This window comes from Kitasatospora sp. NPDC051702, from assembly GCF_040681575.1.
Lineage (GTDB): Bacteria > Actinomycetota > Actinomycetes > Streptomycetales > Streptomycetaceae > Kitasatospora.
On the sequence record NZ_JBFAZB010000038.1, the window covers coordinates 1 to 20,931 of the forward strand.

General features: G+C 74.5%; 15 protein-coding genes and 1 pseudogene. 9 read left to right on the forward strand and 7 right to left on the reverse strand.

All coding sequences use genetic code 11. The features are described 5' to 3' along the window. From AB0N04_RS27065 to AB0N04_RS27080, 4 genes and pseudogenes are all read left to right on the forward strand, one after another. Positions 1-197 (forward strand): annotated as a pseudogene (locus AB0N04_RS27065) (sulfate ABC transporter substrate-binding protein); the annotation flags it as partial. Positions 198-342: 145 nt separating this feature from the next. After that, positions 343-1,146, forward strand: coding sequence for an ABC transporter ATP-binding protein (locus tag AB0N04_RS27070; RefSeq protein ID WP_360212346.1), 804 nt, complete (start codon positions 343-345; stop codon positions 1,144-1,146). Then, positions 1,133-2,059: an ABC transporter permease gene (locus AB0N04_RS27075; RefSeq protein WP_360212348.1), complete on the forward strand. Its 927-nt coding sequence runs from the start codon at positions 1,133-1,135 to the stop codon at positions 2,057-2,059. The genes AB0N04_RS27070 and AB0N04_RS27075 overlap by 14 nt, the downstream gene beginning before the upstream one ends. An 11-nt stretch (positions 2,060-2,070) precedes the next feature. Then, positions 2,071-2,814 (forward strand): sirohydrochlorin chelatase, encoded by a 744-nt coding sequence (locus AB0N04_RS27080; RefSeq protein ID WP_360212349.1) that lies wholly within the window; start codon positions 2,071-2,073, stop codon positions 2,812-2,814. A gap of 97 nt (positions 2,815-2,911) precedes the next feature. Here the strand turns inward: AB0N04_RS27080 and AB0N04_RS27085 are convergent, their stop codons facing one another. Next, the gene (locus AB0N04_RS27085; protein ID WP_360212351.1) at positions 2,912-3,826 is read right to left on the reverse strand and encodes an MBL fold metallo-hydrolase; all 915 of its coding nucleotides are present in this window, start codon (positions 3,824-3,826) and stop codon (positions 2,912-2,914) included. Between the two features lie 95 nt (positions 3,827-3,921). Between AB0N04_RS27085 and AB0N04_RS27090 the strand changes: the two genes are divergently transcribed. Then, positions 3,922-4,812 (forward strand): AraC family transcriptional regulator, encoded by an 891-nt coding sequence (locus AB0N04_RS27090; protein WP_360212353.1) that lies wholly within the window; start codon positions 3,922-3,924, stop codon positions 4,810-4,812. A 73-nt stretch (positions 4,813-4,885) separates the two neighbouring features. Here the strand turns inward: AB0N04_RS27090 and AB0N04_RS27095 are convergent, their stop codons facing one another. The 4 genes from AB0N04_RS27095 to AB0N04_RS27110 all read right to left on the reverse strand — a co-directional run bounded on the left by AB0N04_RS27095 (position 4,886) and on the right by AB0N04_RS27110 (position 10,497). Then, positions 4,886-5,599 carry a ricin-type beta-trefoil lectin domain protein gene (locus AB0N04_RS27095; protein ID WP_360212355.1) on the reverse strand — a complete coding sequence of 238 codons (714 nt, stop codon included), beginning with the start codon at positions 5,597-5,599 and terminating at the stop codon, positions 4,886-4,888. A 390-nt stretch (positions 5,600-5,989) separates the two neighbouring features. Next, entirely contained in the window at positions 5,990-7,699 is a 1,710-nt protein-coding gene (locus AB0N04_RS27100; RefSeq protein WP_360212357.1) for a DEAD/DEAH box helicase, read from the reverse strand. A gap of 159 nt (positions 7,700-7,858) precedes the next feature. Next, positions 7,859-8,065 carry a cold-shock protein gene (locus AB0N04_RS27105; protein WP_360212358.1) on the reverse strand — a complete coding sequence of 69 codons (207 nt, stop codon included), beginning with the start codon at positions 8,063-8,065 and terminating at the stop codon, positions 7,859-7,861. A 296-nt stretch (positions 8,066-8,361) separates the two neighbouring features. Continuing rightward, positions 8,362-10,497, reverse strand: coding sequence for an MMPL family transporter (locus tag AB0N04_RS27110; protein WP_363365459.1), 2,136 nt, complete (start codon positions 10,495-10,497; stop codon positions 8,362-8,364). Positions 10,498-11,084: 587 nt separating this feature from the next. Between AB0N04_RS27110 and AB0N04_RS27115 the strand changes: the two genes are divergently transcribed. The 3 genes from AB0N04_RS27115 to AB0N04_RS27125 all read left to right on the forward strand — a co-directional run bounded on the left by AB0N04_RS27115 (position 11,085) and on the right by AB0N04_RS27125 (position 15,793). Then, a complete protein-coding gene (locus AB0N04_RS27115) occupies positions 11,085-13,418 on the forward strand; it encodes an MMPL family transporter (protein WP_360212362.1) in 2,334 nt (777 codons plus the stop codon). A 175-nt stretch (positions 13,419-13,593) separates the two neighbouring features. Then, entirely contained in the window at positions 13,594-14,487 is an 894-nt protein-coding gene (locus tag AB0N04_RS27120) for an aminoglycoside phosphotransferase family protein (protein WP_360212364.1), read from the forward strand. Between the two features lie 205 nt (positions 14,488-14,692). Beyond that, on the forward strand, positions 14,693-15,793 hold the full coding sequence (locus AB0N04_RS27125) for a polysaccharide deacetylase family protein (protein ID WP_360212366.1): 1,101 nt from the start codon (positions 14,693-14,695) through the stop codon (positions 15,791-15,793). A gap of 192 nt (positions 15,794-15,985) precedes the next feature. Here the strand turns inward: AB0N04_RS27125 and AB0N04_RS27130 are convergent, their stop codons facing one another. Continuing rightward, positions 15,986-16,687, reverse strand: coding sequence for an exonuclease domain-containing protein (locus AB0N04_RS27130; protein WP_360212368.1), 702 nt, complete (start codon positions 16,685-16,687; stop codon positions 15,986-15,988). Between the two features lie 435 nt (positions 16,688-17,122). Continuing rightward, on the reverse strand, positions 17,123-18,397 hold the full coding sequence (locus tag AB0N04_RS27135; RefSeq protein ID WP_360212370.1) for an SAV2148 family HEPN domain-containing protein: 1,275 nt from the start codon (positions 18,395-18,397) through the stop codon (positions 17,123-17,125). Positions 18,398-18,770: 373 nt separating this feature from the next. On the opposite strand from AB0N04_RS27135, the gene glgX reads away from it, so the two are divergent. Next, a complete protein-coding gene (gene glgX / locus AB0N04_RS27140) occupies positions 18,771-20,921 on the forward strand; it encodes a glycogen debranching protein GlgX (protein ID WP_360212372.1) in 2,151 nt (716 codons plus the stop codon). The last annotated feature ends 10 nt before the right edge of the window (positions 20,922-20,931 follow it).

Sequence of the window (20,931 nt, forward strand, 5' to 3'; positions counted from 1 at the left end):
ACCCCGCCTGGGCCGACATCGACTTCCTCGACGACCCCCTCGCCGGCACCCTCCAGGCCGAAGCCGACCACGCCGTCACCGCCGGCCTCCTCAAGAAGCCGAACCTGAACGGCATCTACGACCTCACCCTGCTCAACAAGGTGCTCAAGGAGAAGGGCCAGAGCCCCGTGGCGGACGCCGGGCTCGGCGCCAAGTAGCGCCGGGCAGCACCGAGTCCCGCTCCCCGACTCCGCGGTCCGGACCCCCGCCCGCCCGGTCGATCCACGATCGATGCCCACCGGGACGGGCGGGGCCGGGCCCCGGCCCCGAACCCGCCAGACCACTCACGCAGGAGGTGCCCGGATGACCCCGGCACTGACCACCTCGGCGGACGCCGCCGGCACCGACGCCCCCGTCGACACGCCCGCCGTCCGGATCTCGCACGTGCACAAGTCCTTCGGCCGCCCTGGCGCGCAGACCCCCGTCCTGGACGACATCACCCTCGACGTCGCGCCCGGCGAGTTCGTCACCCTGCTCGGCGCCTCCGGCTGCGGCAAGTCCACCCTGCTCAACCTGGTGGCCGGCCTCGACCGGCCCACCGCGGGCAGCATCGAGGTGCCTGGCGGCCGCCCGGCCCTGATGTTCCAGGAGCACGCGCTGTTCCCCTGGCTCACCGCCGGACGCAACATCGAGCTCGCCCTCAAGCTCGCCGGCGTCCCGCGCGCCGAACGCCGCGCCGAGGCCGAGCGCCTGCTGGAACTCGTCCGCCTCAAGGGCTCCTACGGCAAGCGGGTGCACGAGCTGTCCGGCGGCATGCGCCAGCGCGTCGCGATGGCCCGCGCCCTCGCCCAGGGCAGCAAGGTGCTGCTGATGGACGAGCCCTTCGCCGCGCTCGACGCCATCACCCGCGACGTGCTGCACGACGAGATCACCCGGATCTGGGCCGAACGGCAGCTGTCCGTCCTGTTCGTCACCCACAACGTGCGCGAGGCGGTGCGGCTCGCCCAGCGCGTCGTGCTGCTCTCCTCCCGCCCGGGCCGGGTCGCCCGCGAGTGGCGGATCGACCTGCCGCAACCCCGCCGGATCGAGTCCGCGGGCGTCGCCGACCTGTCCATCGAGATCACCGAAGAACTGCGTGGGGAGATCCGTCGCCATGGCCAGCACTGACACCACTCCGGTCCTGGACAAGACCGACCGGACCCCGGCCGACCGGGCCGCCCCCACCGACACCGCGGACGTCGGCGCCGGCCTCGACGCCCTGGACGCCGTCTCCGCCCAGCGCGGCTCGCTCGGCGAGGCGCTGCGGGCCAAGGCACTGCCGCCGCTGATCGGCGTGCTGGTGGTGCTGGCACTGTGGCAGGGCGCGTACAGCCTGCACCTCACCTCCGCCTACAAGCTGCCCAGTCCGGCCGACGTGTGGCACTCCGCCCAGGACCTCTGGTACCAGGGCACCCTGTTCTCCATCATCTGGACCAGCGTCTGGCGCGGCCTGTCCGGCTTCCTGCTGGCCGTCGTCATCGGCACCCCGATCGGGCTGGTCGTGGCCCGGGTGCGCCCGGTGCGCACCGCGATCGGGCCGGTGCTGCAGGGCCTGCAGTCGCTGCCCTCGGTCGCCTGGGTGCCGGCCGCGGTCATCTGGCTCGGCATCAACGACCGGATGATGTACGCGGTGATCCTGCTCGGCGCCGTCCCGTCGATCGCCAACGGCCTGGTGGCCGGCATCGACCAGGTGCCGCCGCTGTTCCTGCGGGCCGGCCGCACCATCGGCGCCACCGGCCTGACCGGCGCCCGGCACGTGCTCATCCCGGCCGCGCTGCCCGGCTACCTGGCCGGCCTCAAGCAGGGCTGGGCCTTCTCCTGGCGCTCGCTGATGGCCGCCGAGCTGGTGGCCTCCTCCCCCGACCTGGGCCTCGGCCTCGGCCGGTACCTGGAGAACCAGCGCGAGTTCTCCGACATGTCCGGGGTGCTGCTCGGCATCGTCCTGATCCTGTTCGTTGGCATCGCCATCGAACTGCTGGTGTTCACCCCGGTCGAGCGCCGGGTGCTGCGCAACCGCGGCCTGCTGGCCGCCGCCAAGTGAGGTGACGACCGATGACGCCCGCCCTGCTCCTGATCGCGCACGGTAGCCGCGACCCGCGGCACGCCGCGACCGTGGCCGCGCTCGTCGAGCGGGTGCGGGCGCGGCGGCCCGGCCTGGAGGTCGCCACCGCCTACCTGGACCACTGCGCCCCGCGGATCCCCCAGGTGGTCGGGCGGCTCGGGGCGGCGGTGGCGGTCCCGCTGCTGCTCAACCGGGCCTTCCACGCCAAGCACGACGTCCCGGGCGCGCTGCGGGCCGCCGGTTCCGGGCTGCCGGTGGCGGACGTGCTCGGGCCCTCCCCGCTGCTGCTCGCCGCCCTGGAGCGGCGGCTCGCCGAGGCGGGACTGGACGTGGGCTCCGCGGCCGTCCGGGCCCGGACCGGACTGGTGCTGGCGGCCGCGGGTTCCTCGGACCCGGCGGCCGACGCGGCGACCCGCGCGGTGGCCGACCGGTGGCGCCGCACCCGGGGCTGGGCCGGCGTCGAGGTGGCGTACGCCTCGGCCTCCGGTCCGCGCGTGCCCGCGGCGCTGGCGGCCCTGCGCGCGGCCGGGGCCGTGCGCACCGCCGTCTCGCCGTACCTGCTGGCACCGGGGCTGCTGCCCGACCGCATCGCGGCGGACGCGGCGGGTGCCGACCTGGTCGCCGGGGTGCTGGGAGCCGCCCCCGAGGTGGCGGAGCTGCTGCTGGAGCGCTACGACGGGGCGCGGGCGGCCGCGCGGGCGGCGGTCCCGGCGCCGGCGGCGCTGTCCGCCTGAACCCGCCCGGACGGCTGGCCGACCGGCTGGCCGACCGCTCGACCACCCGGCCACCCGCTGGACCACCCGCCCGCGGCATCACCGGCCCGGGCGCGGATCAGGCCGCCGGGGCCCAGCCGGTGATCGCGAAGCGGCTGCCCTCGCGCCGGACCTCGGCCGCGCCGGCGCCGGCGAAGTGCGCGGGCACGACGAGTTCGCGGTCGTCGGCGGCGCGTTCGAGCACGCTGCGCCGGGTGGCGGCGGCCTGCTGCGGGGCCTCGCAGAAGCAGCTGCTGTGGCTGGGGTCGAGGATCTGCACGGGGCTGTGCATCAGGTCGCCGACGAACACGGCGCGGTCCGTCCCGGACCGCACCCGCAGGACGGCGGATCCGGGGGTGTGGCCGGGGGCGGCCTCGAGGGTGAGGGCGGCGTCGATGCGGTGGGTGCCCTCCCAGAGCACGGCCTGGCCGAGCACGGGGGCGATGCTGTCGGTGTAGACGAGCTCGTCGCCGGCCCGGGCGGCCCGCTCCTGCTCGTTCCGGGCGGCGGGGCGCCGGTGGGCGTTGCGGGGGTCGAAGTGGCGCTGGTCGGCGAGCGGGATCAGGTAGGTGGCGTTGGGGAACGTCGGCGTCCACGCGCCGTTCTCCAGCCGGGTGTTCCAGCCGACGTGGTCGTAGTGGACGTGGGTGTTGACGACGAAGTCCACGTCCTGAGGCCGGACGCCGGCGGCGGCGAGCCGGTCGAGGAAGTCGCCCTCGAGGCCGCTGAAGAGCGGGGCCTGGGGCCGGTCGCGGTCGTTGCCGACGCCGGTGTCGACGAGGACGACCTTGTCGGCGCAGTGCAGGATCCAGGTCTGGACCGCTCCGACGAGGTGGTCGTCCGCGGGGTTCCAGTGGTCGGGGGCCAGCCAGGCGGCGTTGTCCCGCCAGAGCTCGGGGGGCGAGCCCGGGACGACGGTGCGGGCGGGCGCGAACGGGCCCTGGAGTTCGACGATCTTGGTGACCTCGATCTCGCCGAGGTGGAAGGTCTGCATGACTCCACGTTAGGTCGGGCGGGCGAGCGTTCCGATGCCCGATCGGCTCGTATGATTGCGCGATCGTCTCGCCACCCGGCCCGTACGATGAGCCGGTGGACGTACTGAGCGACGCGATCGCGGCCATGCGCACCGGGCGGCCCTCCTCCGACCGGCTGCGGGTCCTCGGGCCGTGGTGCCAGCGGTTCGAGCCCTACGACGGGGCCGGGTTCCACGTCCTGCTGCGCGGCGCCGGCTGGCTGGTCCCCGAGCACGGCGAGCCGACCCGGCTGGAGGCGGGGGACGCGGTCCTGGTGCCGCACGGCGGCGCGCACGCGCTGTCCGACTCGCCGCGGGTCACGGGCCCGGCGCCGTTCGGCACGCTCGTCGACGGGGCGGACGCCCCGGACGGCGCCGCCGACTTCCTGTGCGGCAAGTACCGGCTGGACCGCACCCGCGCGCACCCGGTGCTGGCCGGCCTGCCGGAGGTGGTGCACGTCCCGGCCCGGCTCGGCCGCCACCCGGAGCTGCGCGCGGCGATCGAGCTGCTGGCCGCGGAGGCCTCCGGGGCCCGGCCGGGCCGGGACGCGGCGGTCTCGGGGCTGCTCGACCTGCTGCTGGTGTACCTGGTGCGGGCCTGGCTCGACGGGAACGTGCAGGAGGGGTGGCCGCTGGCACTGCGGGACCGCGAGGTGGCGGCCGCGTTGGAGGCGATCCACTCCGACCTGACCCGGCCCTGGCGGGTGGAGGACCTGGCGGCCCGGGTCGGGCTGTCGCGGGCGACGCTGGCCCGCAGGTTCACCGCGCTCACCGGGCAGCCGCCCATCGGCTATCTGACGTGGTGGCGGATGACCACGGCGGCGCGGCTGCTGCGCGAGACCGACCAGCCGCTGCCGGCCGTGGCGCGGAAGGTCGGCTACGGCTCGCCGTTCGCGTTCTCGCACGCCTTCAAGCGGCACGCGGGGCTCACCCCGGGCCGCTACCGCGCGGCGGCGGAGCGCCCCTGAGGCGGTGCGGCCGACGGCTCCCCGGAGGGGCCGCAGGAGCGTCGGCCGCGCCGCCCCGCGCGGGGCGCCCGGATCAGACGGGCAGGTTCCACTTCTGGTTGGCGGCGCCGTTGCAGTCCCAGATGCCCAGCTGGTTGCCGTTGGTGGTGGAGAACCCGAGGTCGTCCAGGCAGCGGCCGGACTGCGGGTTGAGGAGCGAGCCGTCGGGGCGGGCCTGCCACTGCTGGGCGCCGGTGCCGTTGCAGTCGTAGAGCTGGGCGAGGGTGGCGTTGCCGGTGCCGCCGCCCTTGATGTCCAGGCACTTGCCGAGGGCGCGGACGGTGCCGTCGACGCCGATCCGCCACTTCTGGGCGACGCTGCCGTTGCAGTCGTAGATCTGCACGGGGGTGCCGTTGCCGGCGTTCGCGCCCTTCACGTCCACGCACTTGCTCGCGTAGCCGGTGATCTGGCCGGTCGGACCGGCGGGGGGCGTGGCGCCGAGGACGACGCGCGGGAACCAGACGGCGTCGCCGACCATGCAGCTCGCCGAGACGCTGCCGTCGCCCATCCCGAAGCCGCCGAAGGCCGGGCGGAAGAGCTGCATGGTGTGGTCGGCGTTCCAGTACTGACAGCTGGCCGTGACGGCCCAGGTCTGCATCGGGTCGAGGCCGGTGCAGGTGCCGACGGCGTTCCACGGGCCGGCGTAGACCGTGCAGGACGGGGCCGCCTGGGCGGCGGTGGCCGGAGCGAAGAGCGCGGCGGCGCCGGCGATCAGGGAGGAGGCGAGCAGGGCGGTGGTGCGGCGCATGGAACCGGTCCCCTTCGTGGATGACTGTTCGTCAGTCGGCTTGTTCGGCTTGGCCCGTGACAGTTCCGTGCGGAATGTGCGGGGCTCGTGAAGCCTCGGGGAAGCGGTACCGGGCGTCAACCGGCAGCTCGCCGGAACTGCCGGTCGCACCGCTGCTGAGCGGCCGCGGTGCGGCGACCGGCGGTTTCCGGCGGGGGCGGCCCGGACGGGCGCCGGTCGGCGGGTCGTTCGTGGGCGCGGGCACCGCCGCCACCCGCGCGGGCACTGCCACCCGCACCGGCGCCGGCACCGGCACCCCGCGCGGGCACCGGCACCGCCCCGCCGGAACGCCACCGGCCCGGCACCCCCGTACTGCGGGGGTGCCGGGCCGGTGTCCGTCCACGGGCTGCGTCAGTCGAACTTGCGCCGCTGGCGGCCGGTGCCGTAGTTGGAGCCGCTCTTGGCGCCGCTGCCGGGCTTGGCGCGGCCGGAGGAGCGGCCGATGAACCCGGCGGCCTGCGGGCGGTCGCCCTGGGCGGCGGCGCCCATCCGCTGCTTGGGGCGGGGGCGGCGCGGGTTGCCGTTCATGTCGACGTCGGTGGGCAGCCCGGAGCGCTTGCCGGCGCGGCGGCGCGGGGCGCCGGTCCGGCCCTCGGCGGGCTTGTCGGCCGCAGGGGCGGCGACGACCGGGACGGCGAGGGTGACCGCGACGCCGCTGGGGGTGCGGGCGCCGGTGATCTTGGCGAGGTCGGCGTCGCCGGGGCGGACCTTGGTGACGGTGGGGCGGATGCCCGCGACCGTCATCAGCCGGTTGACCTCGCGGCGCTGCTCGGGCAGCACGAGGGTGACGACGGTGCCGGACTCGCCGGCCCGGGCGGTGCGGCCGCCGCGGTGCAGGTAGTCCTTGTGGTCGACCGGAGGGTCGACGTTGACGACGAGGTCGAGGCCCTCGATGTGGATGCCTCGCGCGGCGACGTTGGTGGCGATCAGCGCGGTGACGTTGCCGTCGCGGAACTGGTCCAGGACCCGGTTGCGCTGCGGCTGGGACTTGCCGCCGTGCAGGGCCGCGGCCTTGACGCCGTTGGCGAGCAGCTGCTTGGCGAGCCGGTCGGCGCCGTGCTTGGTGTGCACGAACATGATCACGCGGCCGTCGCGGGAGGCGATGTGCGCGGTGGTGGACGCCTTGTCGGCCGGGTCCAGCTGGAGGACGTGGTGGTCCATGGTGGTGACCGCGCCGGCCGAGGGGTCGACCGAGTGGGTCACCGGGTCGGTGAGGAAGCGCTTGACCAGGCGGTCGACGTTGCGGTCCAGGGTCGCGGAGAACAGCATCCGCTGCCCGCCCTCGGCGACCTGCTCCAGCAGCTTGCTGACCTGTGGCAGGAAGCCCATGTCGGCCATCTGGTCGGCCTCGTCGAGGACGGTGACGGCGACGTCGGAGAGGTTGACGTCACCGCGGCCGATCAGGTCGTCCAGCCGGCCCGGGGTGGCGACCAGGACCTCGGTGCCGCGCCGCACCGCGTTGGACTGCCGCCCGATGGACATGCCGCCGACGACGGTGGTGATCCGCAGGTTGACGGCGGTGGCGTACGGGGTGAGCGCCTCGGTGACCTGCTGGGCCAGCTCGCGGGTGGGGACCAGAACGAGCGCCAGCGGGTAGCGGCCGACGGCGCGCTTGCCGGCGGTGCGGGCCAGCAGCGGCAGGCCGAAGGCGAGGGTCTTGCCGGAACCGGTGCGGCCGCGGCCGAGCACGTCGCGGCCGGCGATCGAGTCGGGCAGCGTGGCGCCCTGGATCGGGAAGGGCTCGGTGACGCCTTCGCGGGTGAGCGCGGCGAGGATGCCCTTGGGCAGTTCGAGCTCGGCGAAGGTGGCCGCCGGGGGCCGGGCCGGGGTGCCCTCGACGACGGTGAAGTCGGCGGCCTCGGGCGTGGTGGTGCGGGGGGCGCCGGCGCGGCTGCGCGGCTTGCGCGAGCGGTCGGCGCCGGTGGCGCGCGGGTTGTCGCCGCGGCGGGCGCGGTCGGCGTTCTCGCCGCGGCGCGGGCGCTCGGTGCGGCGGGCCTGGTCGGCACCGCGGTCGGCGGTGCGGGCGGCGCGGTCGCGCGGGGGGTGGGCAGGGGTGGTCAAGGGGTCTCCGTCCGGAGGTCTACAGCCCCGGTGTCGGGGGCTGGTCGGCCGTCGGATTGGAGTTCGCCGCCCCGGCCGTACGGCGGCATGGGCGAGGGCCCGCACCGAGTGGTGCGGGCCCCCGCTTCGCGATATCGCGAGTCAGCGCGGAGGCTGACGTCAGCCGATGACGCGGATGTTCTCGGCCTGCGGGCCCTTCTGGCCCTGGGTCACGTCGAACTCGACCTGCTGGCCCTCGAGCAGCTCACGGAAGCCGTTCGCCTGGATGTTCGAGTAGTGGGCGAACACGTCCGGGCCACCCTCGGCCTGCTCGATGAAGCCGAAGCCCTTCTCGCTGTTGAACCACTTCACGGTGCCGGTAGCCATAACCGTCTCCTCTAAAACTGGGGCATCAGGGATCCACACCGTGTGGACCCCGGAGTAGCCGCGATCCCCATCCGGAGACTGAAACACCGGACAAAACAAATGCGCCTGTTGGTTGGAACCAGCAGGCGCACACATACGTTCATGGGAACCAAAACTGCAACTGAGTCGACTGTAGCACGGCGGCACCCCGATTGACCGGGGACTTTTCTGCCCGACAGATCACGTTTGGCGGCGCCGGGAAAGGGGCAGGCGGCGCCCCGCCGAAGCGGGGCGCCGCCTGTTTCCGGACGAACCGGTCAGCGCCGGCCGGCCGGCTCCGGCACACCGTGCGAGCCCGCCACCGGAGCGGGGCGGCCGCCCTGGCCGTGGCCGTGGCCCGGGGTCGCGCCGTGACCGGGCCACCACGCGGCGTTGCCGATCAGCGCGGTGAGCGACGGGGTGAAGAACATCGCCATCACGAAGGCCGCCAGGATGATGCCGAAGGCCATCGCGAAGCCGAACTCCATCATGAAGGTGTTGCCCGCGAGCATGAACGTCCCGAACGAGGCCGCCAGGATGAACCCGGCCGCGGCGACGGTCGGACCGCCGTGGCGCAGCGCCTCGCGGGCCGCCTCGCGCGGGCTGCGGCCCTCGCGGGCCTCCTCGCGCAGTCGGGCGATGATCAGGATGTTGTAGTCCGTCCCGATCGCCACCACGAAGAGGTAGATCAGGATCGGCATCATGAACATCAGGCCGGTCTCGTGGCCGATCTTCTGGAAGAGCAGCGTGGTGGCACCCAGCGTGGCGCTGAAGCCGAGGCCCACCGAGGCCATCAGGTACCAGGGGGCGACCACGCTGCGCAGCTGGAGCGCCAGGATGAGCAGGATCAGCAGCCCGGCGATCGGGAAGACCAGCTTGTAGTCGTGGGTCATCGCCAGGTTGATGTCCTTGTACACCGAGGTGAGGCCGGCGACCTTGGCCTCGGTGCCGGCCGGGGCCTGGCCGTGGGCGACCTCGCGCAGCGCGGTGACGGCGTCGATCGCCTCGTTGCTGGCGGGCGCGTCCTTGAGCATGACGGTGAACTGGGCGGTGGTGCCGTCGGCGCTGACGCTCTTGGCCTCGGCGCTCGGCACGTAGACCTTGGAGACCCCGGTGACGCCCTGGAGCTTGTCGGCGTAGGCCTGGAAGGAGGCCGGGTCGAGCTTCGCGCCCCCGGTGCTGCTCAGGTAGACCTGGCTCGGGTCGGCGGCGCCGGCGGAGAAGCCGGTGGCCATCTTGTCCTGGACGACCATCGACTCCTTGTCCTTGGGCATGGAGCTGCCGGCCATGTCGAACAGGCCGTTGTAGCTCAGCGCGCCGACGGACAGGGCGATCAGGACGGCGCCGGAGGAGGCGGCGACCAGCGCCGGACGCTTCTGGACGACACGGCCGAGCGCGGTGAAGCGCGCGGTGCTCGGCTCGTTCATCCACTTCTTGCCGGGCCAGAAGACGGCGCGGGCGGGGATGACGGCGAGCAGCGCCGGGGCCAGGGTGAGCGCGGCCAGGGCGGTGACGACCACCGCGATGGCCAGCGCCGGGCCGAGGGCCTGGAACATGCCGAGGCTGGAGAGGATCAGCGCGGCGAAGGCGATGGTGACGGCGCCGGCGGCGGAGGCGATCGCCTCGCCGACCCGGCCGACCGCGTTGACCACGGCGTCCTTGCGGTCGTCGCCGGCCCGCAGCCGCTCGCGGTAGCGGAAGGCGAGGAACAGGAAGTAGTCGGTGCCGACGCCGAGCACGACGACGATCAGGATCGCCATCAGCACCGGTGTGCTCTTGAGGTCGAACGCCTTGGTGGCGTAGTTGATCATGCCCATGGAGGCGGGCAGCGCGACCACCAGCGAGACCAGGATCGGCAGCAGGCCGGCCAGGACGCTGCGGAAGATGATGCCGACGATCAGGATGACCAGCAGCAGGGTGGCCATGGTGATGATGCCCTCGGCCGAGCCGGAGGCGTCCTTCTGGTCGAGGGCCTGCGCGGCGGGGCCGCCGAGCTGGAACTTCAGCTCGGTGCTGCCGGCGAGCGACTTGCCCTCGTCGCGGATGGCCTTGGCCACGTCCGCGATCTGGTTCTGGTCCTGCTGCTTGGCCTTGTCGACCTCGATCATGGCCATCGCGTACTTGCGGTCCGGCGAGAAGCCGAACTGGTCGCTCGGCGGGACGATCTTCGCGACGCCGTCGATCTTCTTGGCGGTCATGTCGTCGACGAGCTTGCCCATCGCGGCCTTGTCGCCGTCGGTGAGCGCGCCACCGTCGCTGCGCTCGAACAGGGCGAGCGCGGACGGGGTGAAGGCGGACGGGAAGGCCCGCTCCTGCACCTGCATGGCCTGGATGGACTCGTAGTGCTTGGGGAGGAAGGCGGCCTCGTCGGTCTGGGAGCTGACCTTCGGCGCCGTGGCGACGACGGCGATCATCCCGACCACCCACGCGATGATCACCCACCACGCGCGGCGGACGACGAATTGTCCTAGTCGGTGGAACATGCTCGATGCCTCCTGGGCATGGTTCACCGCAGCCCTTGGGGGACGGGACGCCGGGCGACGGCAGGACCGGCGGGAGACGCTCGTCGACGCTCCCTAGCCGGTCGGCAGGTAAGTAGGTCTGGGCGTCATCCTACGAGCACGTGCTTGCCGACCGGCAAGGAGCCCCCGTGTTCCAACCCCCGTCGGGCCGCCCCGAACCGGCCCCGACCCAGTCTCTCCCGAACGGACCCCTCTTGACCTCGTGCTCCGGGTGGAGACAGCTCCCCCTCAGGGTGGATCCCACCCCCTACCCCCGGGGAGGAGACATCAGGGTAGGACGGTAGGGAAAACCCCACCCCGCCCCCGAGGAAGGCCCCCGGGCGGGCTCACCCGCCAGCCGGATACCTGGTCAACGGCCGTTTCCCTACTGTCTGTTGCGGCGCCGGACCGCACCGGCGCCCGCGATCCGGCGGCCACCACGGGCCGGTCCGGCACCACCGCGCCGGCGACGACCGCCGCACTCCCCGGGGGGACCCACCATGACGACCAGATCCGGCACGGCCGCCGCCATCGGCGCCTGGAGCGCCCGGCACAGGAAGACCGCCGTCTTCGGCTGGCTGCTCTTCGTCGTGCTCGCCGCCGTCCTCGGCGGACTGCACGGCAGCACGCAGGTCACCGAGTCCGAGGCCATGCCCGGCCAGGTCTCCCGCGCCGCCAGGCTCCTCGACGAGGCCGGCCTCAAGAGCCCCGCCACCGAGAACGTCCTGGTCCAGAGCGCCACCCGCAAGGCCGACGACCCCGGCTTCCGGGCCGTCGTCGACCAGGTGACGAGCGCCGTCCGGGCCACCGGCAAGGTCACCGCGGTCCGCTCCCCCGCCGACACCGGGGCGGTCTCCGCGGACGGCCGTTCCGTCCTCGTCCAGCTCACGCTCGACGGCGACCACGACCGGGCGCTCGCCGACGTCCCCGCCGTCCTGGACGCCGTCGCGGCCGTGCAGCGGCAGCACCCCGACCTCACCGTCGTCGAGCTCGGCGACGCCAGCTCCGGCAAGTGGATCCAGGACCAGTTCGCCGACGACTTCGCGCGCGCCGAGTGGACGGCCGTGCCGCTCGCCCTCGGCATCCTGCTGGTCGCCTTCGGCGCCCTGGTCGCCGCCGTGCTGCCGGTGGTGCTCGCGCTCACCGCCTTCGTCGCGGCCGGCGGACTGGTCGCGCTGACCAGCGGCCTGCTGCACACCAGCAACGACGCCAGCTCGGTCATGCTGCTGGTCGGCCTCGCCGTAGGCGTCGACTACTGCCTGTTCTACCTGCGCCGCGAACGCGAGGAACGGGCCGCCGGCCGCGACCCGCACACCGCGCTGGCCGTCGCCGCCGCCACCAGCGGCCGGGCCGTGCTGGTCTCCGGTGTCACCGTGGTCGTCGCCATGGCCGGCATGTTCCTCACCGGGATCGCCGACTTCCGGGCCATGGCCTTCGCCACCATCGTGGTCGTCGTCACCGCCGTGCTCGGCTCGCTCACCGTGCTGCCCGCCCTGCTCTCCCTGCTCGGCGACAGGGTCGAGCGCGGCCGGGTGCCGCTGCTCGGCAGGCTCCGCCGCCGGGACACCGCGCACACCGGCGGCCGGTTCTGGAACGCCGTGCTGACCCCCGTGCTGCGCCGCCCGCTCGCCGCCACCCTGCTCTCCGGCGCCTTCCTGCTCGCGCTGGCCGCGCCGCTGCTCACCATGCACACCGCCAACCTGACCTTCCAGCAGCAACTGCCCCGCGGCAACGCCCTGGTGACCGCGGCGCAGCGGATCGAGGCCGCCTTCCCCGGCAGCCCCTCCCCCGCGACCGTCGTCGTCAAGGCCGCCGACATCACCTCCCCCGCGATGACCGCCGCCCTGGCCGACCTCAGGGCGCGGGCCCTGGCCAGCGGCCGGATGCACGGACCGGTGGACGTCACCGTGCACGCGGAGCACGGCATCGCCACCGTCGACGTCCCGCTCAACGGCACCGGCAACGACGCCACCAGCAACGAGGCGCTGCGGACCCTGCGCGAGGACCTGGTGCCGGCCACCGTCCTGCGGGTGCCCGGCACCGAGGCCCCGGTCACCGGGCAGACCGCCGGCTCGTACGACTTCAACGCCCGGATGACCGGCTCGATGCCGCTGGTGTTCGGCTTCGTGGTCGCCTTCGCCTTCCTGCTGATGCTCACCTCCTTCCGCTCGCTGGCCGTCGCCGCCACCGCCGTCGTGCTCAACCTGCTCTCGGTGGGCGCCGCGTACGGGGTGCTGACCCTGGTCTTCCAGCACGGCGTGGGCGCCTCGCTGCTGGGCACCGCCGGGGTCGGGGCGGTCGAGTCCTGGGTGCCGCTGTTCCTCTTCGTGATCCTCTTCGGCCTCTCGATGGACTACCACGTGTTCGTGGTCTCCCGGATCAAGGAGGGCCGCGACCGCGGCCTGCCCACCCGGGCCGCGATCGCCCACGGCATCCGCTCCACGGCCGGGGTGGTCACCAGCGCCGCGGTGATCATGGTGGCGGTGTTCGCGGTCTTCGGCACGCTCTCCATGCAGGCGATGAAGCAGATGGGCGTCGGCCTCGCCGTCGCCGTCCTGATCGACGCGACGGTGATCCGGGCCGTGCTGCTGCCCTCCGTGATGAGCCTGCTCGGCGAGCGCAACTGGTACCTGCCGCGCTGCCTGCACTGGCTGCCGGACCTCTCGCACGGCGAGGCGGCCCCGCCGGCCGGTGCCGGCGACACCCCGCACGGCGGTTCCACCGCGCCGTTCGGGTCCGCCCCACCGGTCGGTCCCGGCTCCGGCCCCGCGCCGGACGGCGGGCTGCCCGCCCCGGCCCCGCAGGGCGCGCGGCACCGCCGGATCGAGGTCTGAGCCCCGGCGCCCGTCCCGCCCGTCCCGCCGCCGTACCACCCGTACCACCCGCGCCGGCCCGCCGGCCGCCACGCACCGGTGCCGGACCCCGCAGCCCGCGGGGCCCGGCACCGGTGCGTCATGATGATCACGACCCGGAGGCCTCCGGATGAACGCCGGCACAACGGAGCACCCCATGATCCCCTTCGACGAGGGCCGCGCCCGGCTGCTGCTCGCCCGGGCCTGCGCGTCCGCCGGCCTGCCCGGCCCCGACGACGCCCGGCTGCTCGCGCTCGGCGAGAACGCGGTCTTCGACCTCGGCGACCCGGCCGTCGTCGCCAAGGTCGGCCGCGGCCCCGAGCTGCAGGAGCGGGCGCGGCGCGAACTCGCCGTCGCCCACTGGCTCGCCGGGCAGGGCGTCCCGGTGGTGCGCCCCCACCGGGAGCTCCCGCCCGGGCCGCAGCTCGCCGACGGCCATCCGGTCACCTTCTGGTACCGGCTCGCCCCCGCCGTGCGACCCGCCCGGCCCGCGGACCTCGCCCCGCTGCTGCGCGCCCTGCACCGGCTCCCGGCGCCTCCGCTGCCGCTCGGCCGGCGCGACCTGCTGGCCCCGGTCGAGCGCTGGCTCGCCGGCGCCGAGGGCCACGTCGATCCGGCCGACGTCGACTTCCTGCGCCGCCGCCGGGACGCCTTCGCCGCCGCCCTCCCCGACCTCTCCCCGCACCTGCAGCCCGGGGTGATCCACGGCGACGCGCTGCCGCGCAACGTCCACGTCGGCCCGGACGGGCCCGTCCTGCTCGACCTGGAGACCGTCTCGCACGACCTGCGGGAGCACGACCTGGTGGTCCTCGCGCTCAGCCACGACCGGTACGGCGTGCCCGGGGAGGAGTACCGGGCGTTCACCGCGGCGTACGGCTGGGACGTGCGGGACTGGCCCGGCTTCGCGGTGCTGCGCGGGGCGCGGGAGACGGCCAGCGCCTCCTGGGTCGCCCAGCAGGCGCCCGGGAACCCGGCCGCGCTGGCGGAGTTCCGGCGCCGGGTCGAGTCGCTGCGGGAGGGGGCCACCGGGGTGCGCTGGTACCCCTTCTGACGCGGGGGCGGACGGGGCGCGAGGGGCGCCGGATAACCGCCGGACGGGTGGGGTGCCAACCCGGGCCGGTGTGAGAAGACTCCTACGGCGGTCCGGTCCGGCGCGCAACCGGGGCACGTACGATCGGCGTCCTATCGGACAGTCATCCTGACCGAGGGATCGGCCCCCGTCCATGCACCCCTCTGCGCCAACCGGAGCCGCCGCCATGCCCCAGCCCGCCCCCCGCGAAGCCACCCTCCCGACCCGCACGGCCCGCCGCCGGCGGCTGTTCGCGGGCTGCGTCGTGGTGGCCGCCGCCCTGGGCCTGGCCGCGTGCGGCACCGCGAACGGGGCGCTCCAGTCGCAGGCCGGCGGCAGCCCGGCCACCCGGCCGCCGATCACCATCACCCCGGACACCGGCGCGCCGACCGGGACCCCGGCCGGGACCATCGCGCCCACCCCCGGCTCCGACGCCGTGGCCGGCTCCCCCGCCGCCCCGCCGGCCACCCCGAAGCCGCGCACGTCCAAGCAGCCGGGCACCCCGGCCGGATCCCCGACGGGCTCCCCGACCGGATCGACGACGGGATCGACGACGGGGTCACCGGCAGGACCGGCGACCGGAGCGCCCAGCGCCGTCCCCGCCGTGCCGGCCGACTCCTCCCACCCGGCCACCCCCGCACCGCCGGCCCCCACCGCGTCCGCGCCCGGGGCCCCCGGCCACGCCAAGCCCGGCACCGTCCTGTCCTCCACCGCCTCCGGCGGCCGCACCGTGGCACTCACCTTCGACGACGGCCCCGGCCCCGCCACCGGGCAGATCCTCGACCTGCTCGCGCAGTACCACGCCAAGGCCACCTTCTGCGAGATCGGCCAGAACGCCGCCGCCAACCCGGCCCTGGTCAAGCGCGTCCTCGCGGCCGGCCACCGGCTCTGCGACCACAGCGTCCACCACCCGCAGCCGTTCGCGAAGCTCCCCCACGACAAGGCCGCCTACGAGATCTCCGCCGCCAAGGACATGATCGTCCAGGCCGGCGGCCCCGGCACCCAGGTGACCTGGTTCCGCGCCCCCGGCGGCGGGTTCAACGCCGACAACGAGCAGATCACCGCGGGCCTGGGGATGTCCTCGCTGGGCTGGTCGGTCGACCCGCGCGACTGGTCGCGCCCCGGCGTGCCCGCCATCGTCTCCACCGTGCAGAACCAGCTGAAGCCCGGCGGCGTGATCCTGATGCACGACGGCGGCGGCGACCGCAGCCAGACCATCGCCGCGCTCAAGCAGCTGCTGCCCTGGCTGGTGGCCCAGGGCTACACCTTCGACTTCCCGGCCGCCTAGCGGAGCCGACGGCCGCGCCGCGCCCGGCCACCGCGGCGCGGAACAACGCCGGAGCCCGGCCCGCACCCGGCGCGCCCTCCGGCGGCGGGCCCGGCCGCGGGGCACGGGGACCACGGACCGACCACTCGGCCATCGGCCACTCGGCCCGGAGGCCCGGACGGCACCACCGCCCGCGCGCTCCGGCGGCGGCGGTCATCTCATCGGCCACCGCGGATCCACCACGGCCTGTGGGTCCTTGCCGCGGCGCAGCCACTCCTGCAGGCCCTCGGCCCACTCCCGGTACCAGCCGATCTGCCGCTGGTGCAGCTCGGCCGCCGGGACGTCGCCGACCTCGGCGCGGTAGCGCTCGGCGAGCGCGACCGCGACCCGGACGGCGGCCAGCGCGTCGCTGCCGGCCTCGTGCGCGTCGGTCAGCTCCACGCCGTACACCTCGCAGACCCGCTGCAGGGTGCGCGAGCCCTTGCGGTACCTGTCCACGGCGCGGTCGACGACCAGGGCGTCCAGCACCGGGCCGACCGGCCCGCCGAGGCGCTCCGCGAGCGGCGTCAGCCCGTGCCGGCGCAGCTCGGCGTCGAGCAGCGACAAGTCGAAGGGGGCGTTGAAGGCGACCACCGGGTGCCCGGCGGCGAGCCGCTCGCAGAGCGCGGCGGCTATCTCCTCCACCGCCTCCGCGGCCGGCCGGCCCTTGCCGCGGGCCACGTCGTCGCCGATGCCGTGGATCGCCTCCGCTTCCGCCGGGATCGGGACCCCGGGATCGAGCAGCCAGTGCGCGGCCCCCACCCGGCGGGCCCCGACGGTGTCCACGAGCGCGGCCGTGACGATGCGGTCCACGGCCGGGTCGGTGCCCGTGGTCTCCAGGTCGAAGCCGACCAGTGGCTGCTGCCACCAGCTCATAGGGGTGTGTCCTTCCGTCCGGCCGCTCGAATCAGCCCCTATCATCACCCGCCCCACCGACAACCCGGCCGCTGGGTGGGGCCGCGGCCGGTCCGGCGGGGGCGGCGCACGAGCGGCCGCGGCCGGCCCCGGACCGCGTCCGGGGGCCCCAACGGCGGCGACGCACGGTGTGGTTGGGCACACGACCGCACGGGCGACCGCGCGCCCCGGACCACGCACTCGCACACCGAGGCCGCAGCGGCCGACACCACCGTGGACGGGGCGGAGGCCGCGTGGGGCCCCTGAGCGCGTGGACGGCCGCCGGGCCGGTTCCTCAGGGGCGGTGCACGTCCTCGAGACGCGGTGCGCCGCCGTCGTCCCCCGTGATCGGCACGGGGGCTCCGCCCACCACGGCCCGCACCGCCCCGACCGGGGGCCACCCGGCGGGCGGCGTCCTCAGGAGACGGGCCGGGAGTCGCCCCAGACGCCCTCGAACTCCTCGCGGTAGACCTCCAGCAGCCCCGCCTCGGTGCCGCCGGGCTGCTGGCCGGCGCCGCCGCGCAGGACCAGGGCGGGGGACTCCATGCCGCGGGAGCGGCGCAGGTAGGGCTGGATGACGCCGAGGTCGCGGGTCTGGCGGCGGCCGCCGATCTGGCCGGCCGGGCGCGGGCCCTCGACCAGGTAGGCGGTGAAGCGCGGGGTCTCGTCGAAGACCCGGATCTCGAAGCCGCCCTGGTCGCGCAGCCGGGCCCGGACCCGGCGCACGTGCATGATGTTCATCTCGATGGACCGGGACAACTCGTTGCGCCCGAGGCCGAGTTCGCGTTCGCGCCGGCGGACGGCGCTGCTCGCCGGGTTGAGGAAGAGCAGCCGGACCCGGCAGCCCTCGCCGGCCAGCCGGACGAGCCGTTTGCCGGTGTAGTTCTGGCAGAGCATGCCGAGGCCGATGCCGAGCGCGTCGAGCCGCCGGGCGCCGTCCAGGAGGTCCTCGACGGGCAGGTCGCGCTGGAGGCGGACCCGGTCGGCGTGGACGGCGACGACGTCGGCGTAGCGGCCGGCGACGAGGGACTCGACGACGTCGGCGGGCACCCCGCCGGCGCCGCCGTCGAGGACGGCGAGCAGGCGGGCGGCGGCGCGTTCGGTCTGGGCGAGGACGGTCGGGGTGAGCACCCGGTTGCGGGAGACCACGTGCCGGGCCACCTCCAGCTCGTCCAGGGCGAGTTCGATCTCGCGCCGGTCGGCCAGGTAGGGCTCGAAGCAGGGCCAGTGCTGGACCATCAGCTCGCGCAGCTGGGGCAGGGTGAGGAAGACCAGCGGGTCGTCGTCGGCCGGGTCGAGCAGGTAGCCCTTGCGGCGGCTGATCTCGCGGACGGCGCCGGCCCGGTGGGCCCACTCCTCGCCGGCGGGGCCGGCGGCCGCGGTGACCCAGTCCTCGCCGTGGGCGGGGGCGTAGATGGGGTGCAGGACCTCGTCGACGAGGGAGCGCAGCCGCTGTTCGACGAGGTTGAGCCAGACGTAGGCGCGGCCGGACAGCCGTACCCGCTGGTAGGCGTCCTCCCACTCGGCGACGGACCAGGCGAGGGCGGGGACCTCGACCGGGCCGCCCTGGGCGGGCACCAGGGCGCGGCCGGTGGAGGTGGGGCGCATGACGACCGTGGGCGCCTCGCTGCGGGCGCCGCCCCGGTCGGGGCCGCCGGGCTCCGAGCCGCGGCCGCCGGCGGGGAACACCATGCGCCACCTCATCTGGTCTGCTGCTGCCTTCTGGCCCCGATCGGCTGATGGACCGCCACCGGCCCGGGGCGGCCGGACGATCAAGGGTACTGCCCGCCGCGAGCGGTGCGCAGCCGGATGGCCCACCGGGCCCGGGGCCACCACCAGGCCCACTCTTCACAGGAATGGCCGCCGGACACCCGTTCGGGCGAACCGGGATCACATGTCCCGGCCGCCGGGGGAAGGCTCGGGGAGTATGCGCACTGTGCCGTGCGTCACGGCGCACGGGCGCCGCACATGCCCGGCCGCCCGGCCGGGAAGAGAGCGTCCGGGTCCGGGGCAGATTGTCGGACTACCTGTCAGTTTCAGTCAGCGGCAAGGAAGTTGAGGACTCATGCAGGTCTGGCCGGGTAAGCCCTACCCCCTCGGTGCCACCTACGACGGGGCCGGCACCAACTTCGCGGTGTTCTCCGAGAGCGCCGACCGCATCGAGCTGTGCCTGATCGGCGAGGACGGCTCGGAGACCGCCGTCGAACTGCGCGAGACGGACGCCTTCGTCCGGCACGCCTACCTCCCCGGCGTGCAGCCGGGCCAGCGCTACGGCTTCCGCGTCCACGGCCCCTACAACCCCGGCCTGGGCCTGCGGCACAACAGCGCCAAACTGCTGCTGGACCCGTACGCCAAGGCGATGAGCGGCACCATCGACTGGGACGAGGCCGTCTACGGCTACCACTTCGGCGCCCCCGAGCGCCGCAACGACCTCGACTCGGCCCCGCACACCATGCACTCGGTGGTCATCAACCCGTACTTCGACTGGGGCACCGACCACCCGCCGCGCACCGACTACCACCGCACCGTCATCTACGAGGCCCACGTCAAGGGCCTCACCCAGCTGCACCCGGGCATCCCCGAGGAGATCCGCGGCACCTACGCCGGCCTGGCCCACCCGGCGGTGATCGAGCACCTGGCCAAGCTCGGCGTCACCGCGATCGAGCTGATGCCGGTGCACCAGTTCGTCCGCGACCACCGGCTGCGCGACCTGGGCCTGTCCAACTACTGGGGCTACAACACCATCGGCTTCTTCGCCCCGCACTCCTCGTACTCCTCCAACGGCGACCGCGGCCAGCAGGTGCAGGAGTTCAAGTCGATGGTCAAGGCGCTGCACGCGGCCGGGATCGAGGTGATCCTGGACGTCGTCTACAACCACACCGCCGAGGGCAACCACCTCGGGCCGACGCTCTCGCTGCGCGGCCTGGACAACGTCTCCTACTACCGTCTCGCCCGGGACCAGCGCTTCTACGAGGACACCACCGGCACCGGCAACAGCCTGCTGATGCGCAGCCCGCACGTGCTCCAGCTGATCATGGACTCGCTGCGCTACTGGGTCACCGAGATGCACGTCGACGGCTTCCGCTTCGACCTCGCCGCCACCCTGGCACGGCAGTTCCACGAGGTCGACCGGCTCTCCTCCTTCTTCGACCTCGTCCAGCAGGACCCGGTGGTCTCCCAGGCCAAGCTGATCGCCGAGCCCTGGGACCTCGGCGAGGGCGGCTACCAGGTCGGCAACTTCCCGCCGCTGTGGACGGAGTGGAACGGCATGTACCGCGACACCGTGCGCGACCTGTGGCGCGGCGAGAACGCCACCCTCGCCGAGTTCGGCTCCCGCCTCACCGGCTCCTCCGACCTCTACCAGGACGACGGCCGCCGCCCCATCGCCTCCATCAACTTCGTCACCTGCCACGACGGCTTCACCCTGCGCGACCTGGTCTCCTACAACGACAAGCGCAACCAGGCCAACGGCGAGGACAACCGCGACGGCGAGTCCTTCAACCGCTCCTGGAACTGCGGCACCGAGGGCCCCAGCACCGACCCTGCCGTCGAGGACCTCAGAGCCCGCCAGCAGCGCAACTTCATCGCCACCCTGATGCTCTCCCAGGGCGTGCCGATGCTCTCCCACGGCGACGAGCTCGGCCGCACCCAGCAGGGCAACAACAACACCTACTGCCAGGACAACGAGATCTCCTGGGTGCACTGGCCGCAGGACGACGGCCCGCAGGCCCGGCTGCTGGAGTTCACCCAGGGCATGATCTGGCTGCGGCGCGACCACCCGGTGTTCCGCCGGCGGCGCTTCTTCCACGGGCGCCCCGTCTCCGGCCGGCCGGGCGCGGGGGCGCCCGCCACCACCGGCGGGCACGACGACCTCACCGACATCGCCTGGTTCACCCCCGGCGGGGAGGAGATGACCAAGCGCAACTGGGGCGCCAGCTACGCCAAGTCGCTGACCGTCTTCCTCAACGGCTACGCCATCTCCGAACCCGACCGGCGCGGCGGGCGGATCGTCGACGACTCCTTCCTGCTGATGTTCAACGCGCACTTCGAACCGCTGGAGTTCACCGTCCCCGCCGACCACGGGCAGGAGTGGCAGGTGGTGGTCGACACCGCGCAGCCCCGGCTGCCCGCCCCGGGCACCGGCGCCCGGGTCAAGGCCGGCGACACCCTGTGGCTCACCGACCGCTCGCTGATGGTGCTGCAGCGGCCCGCGTGACCGGGCCCGG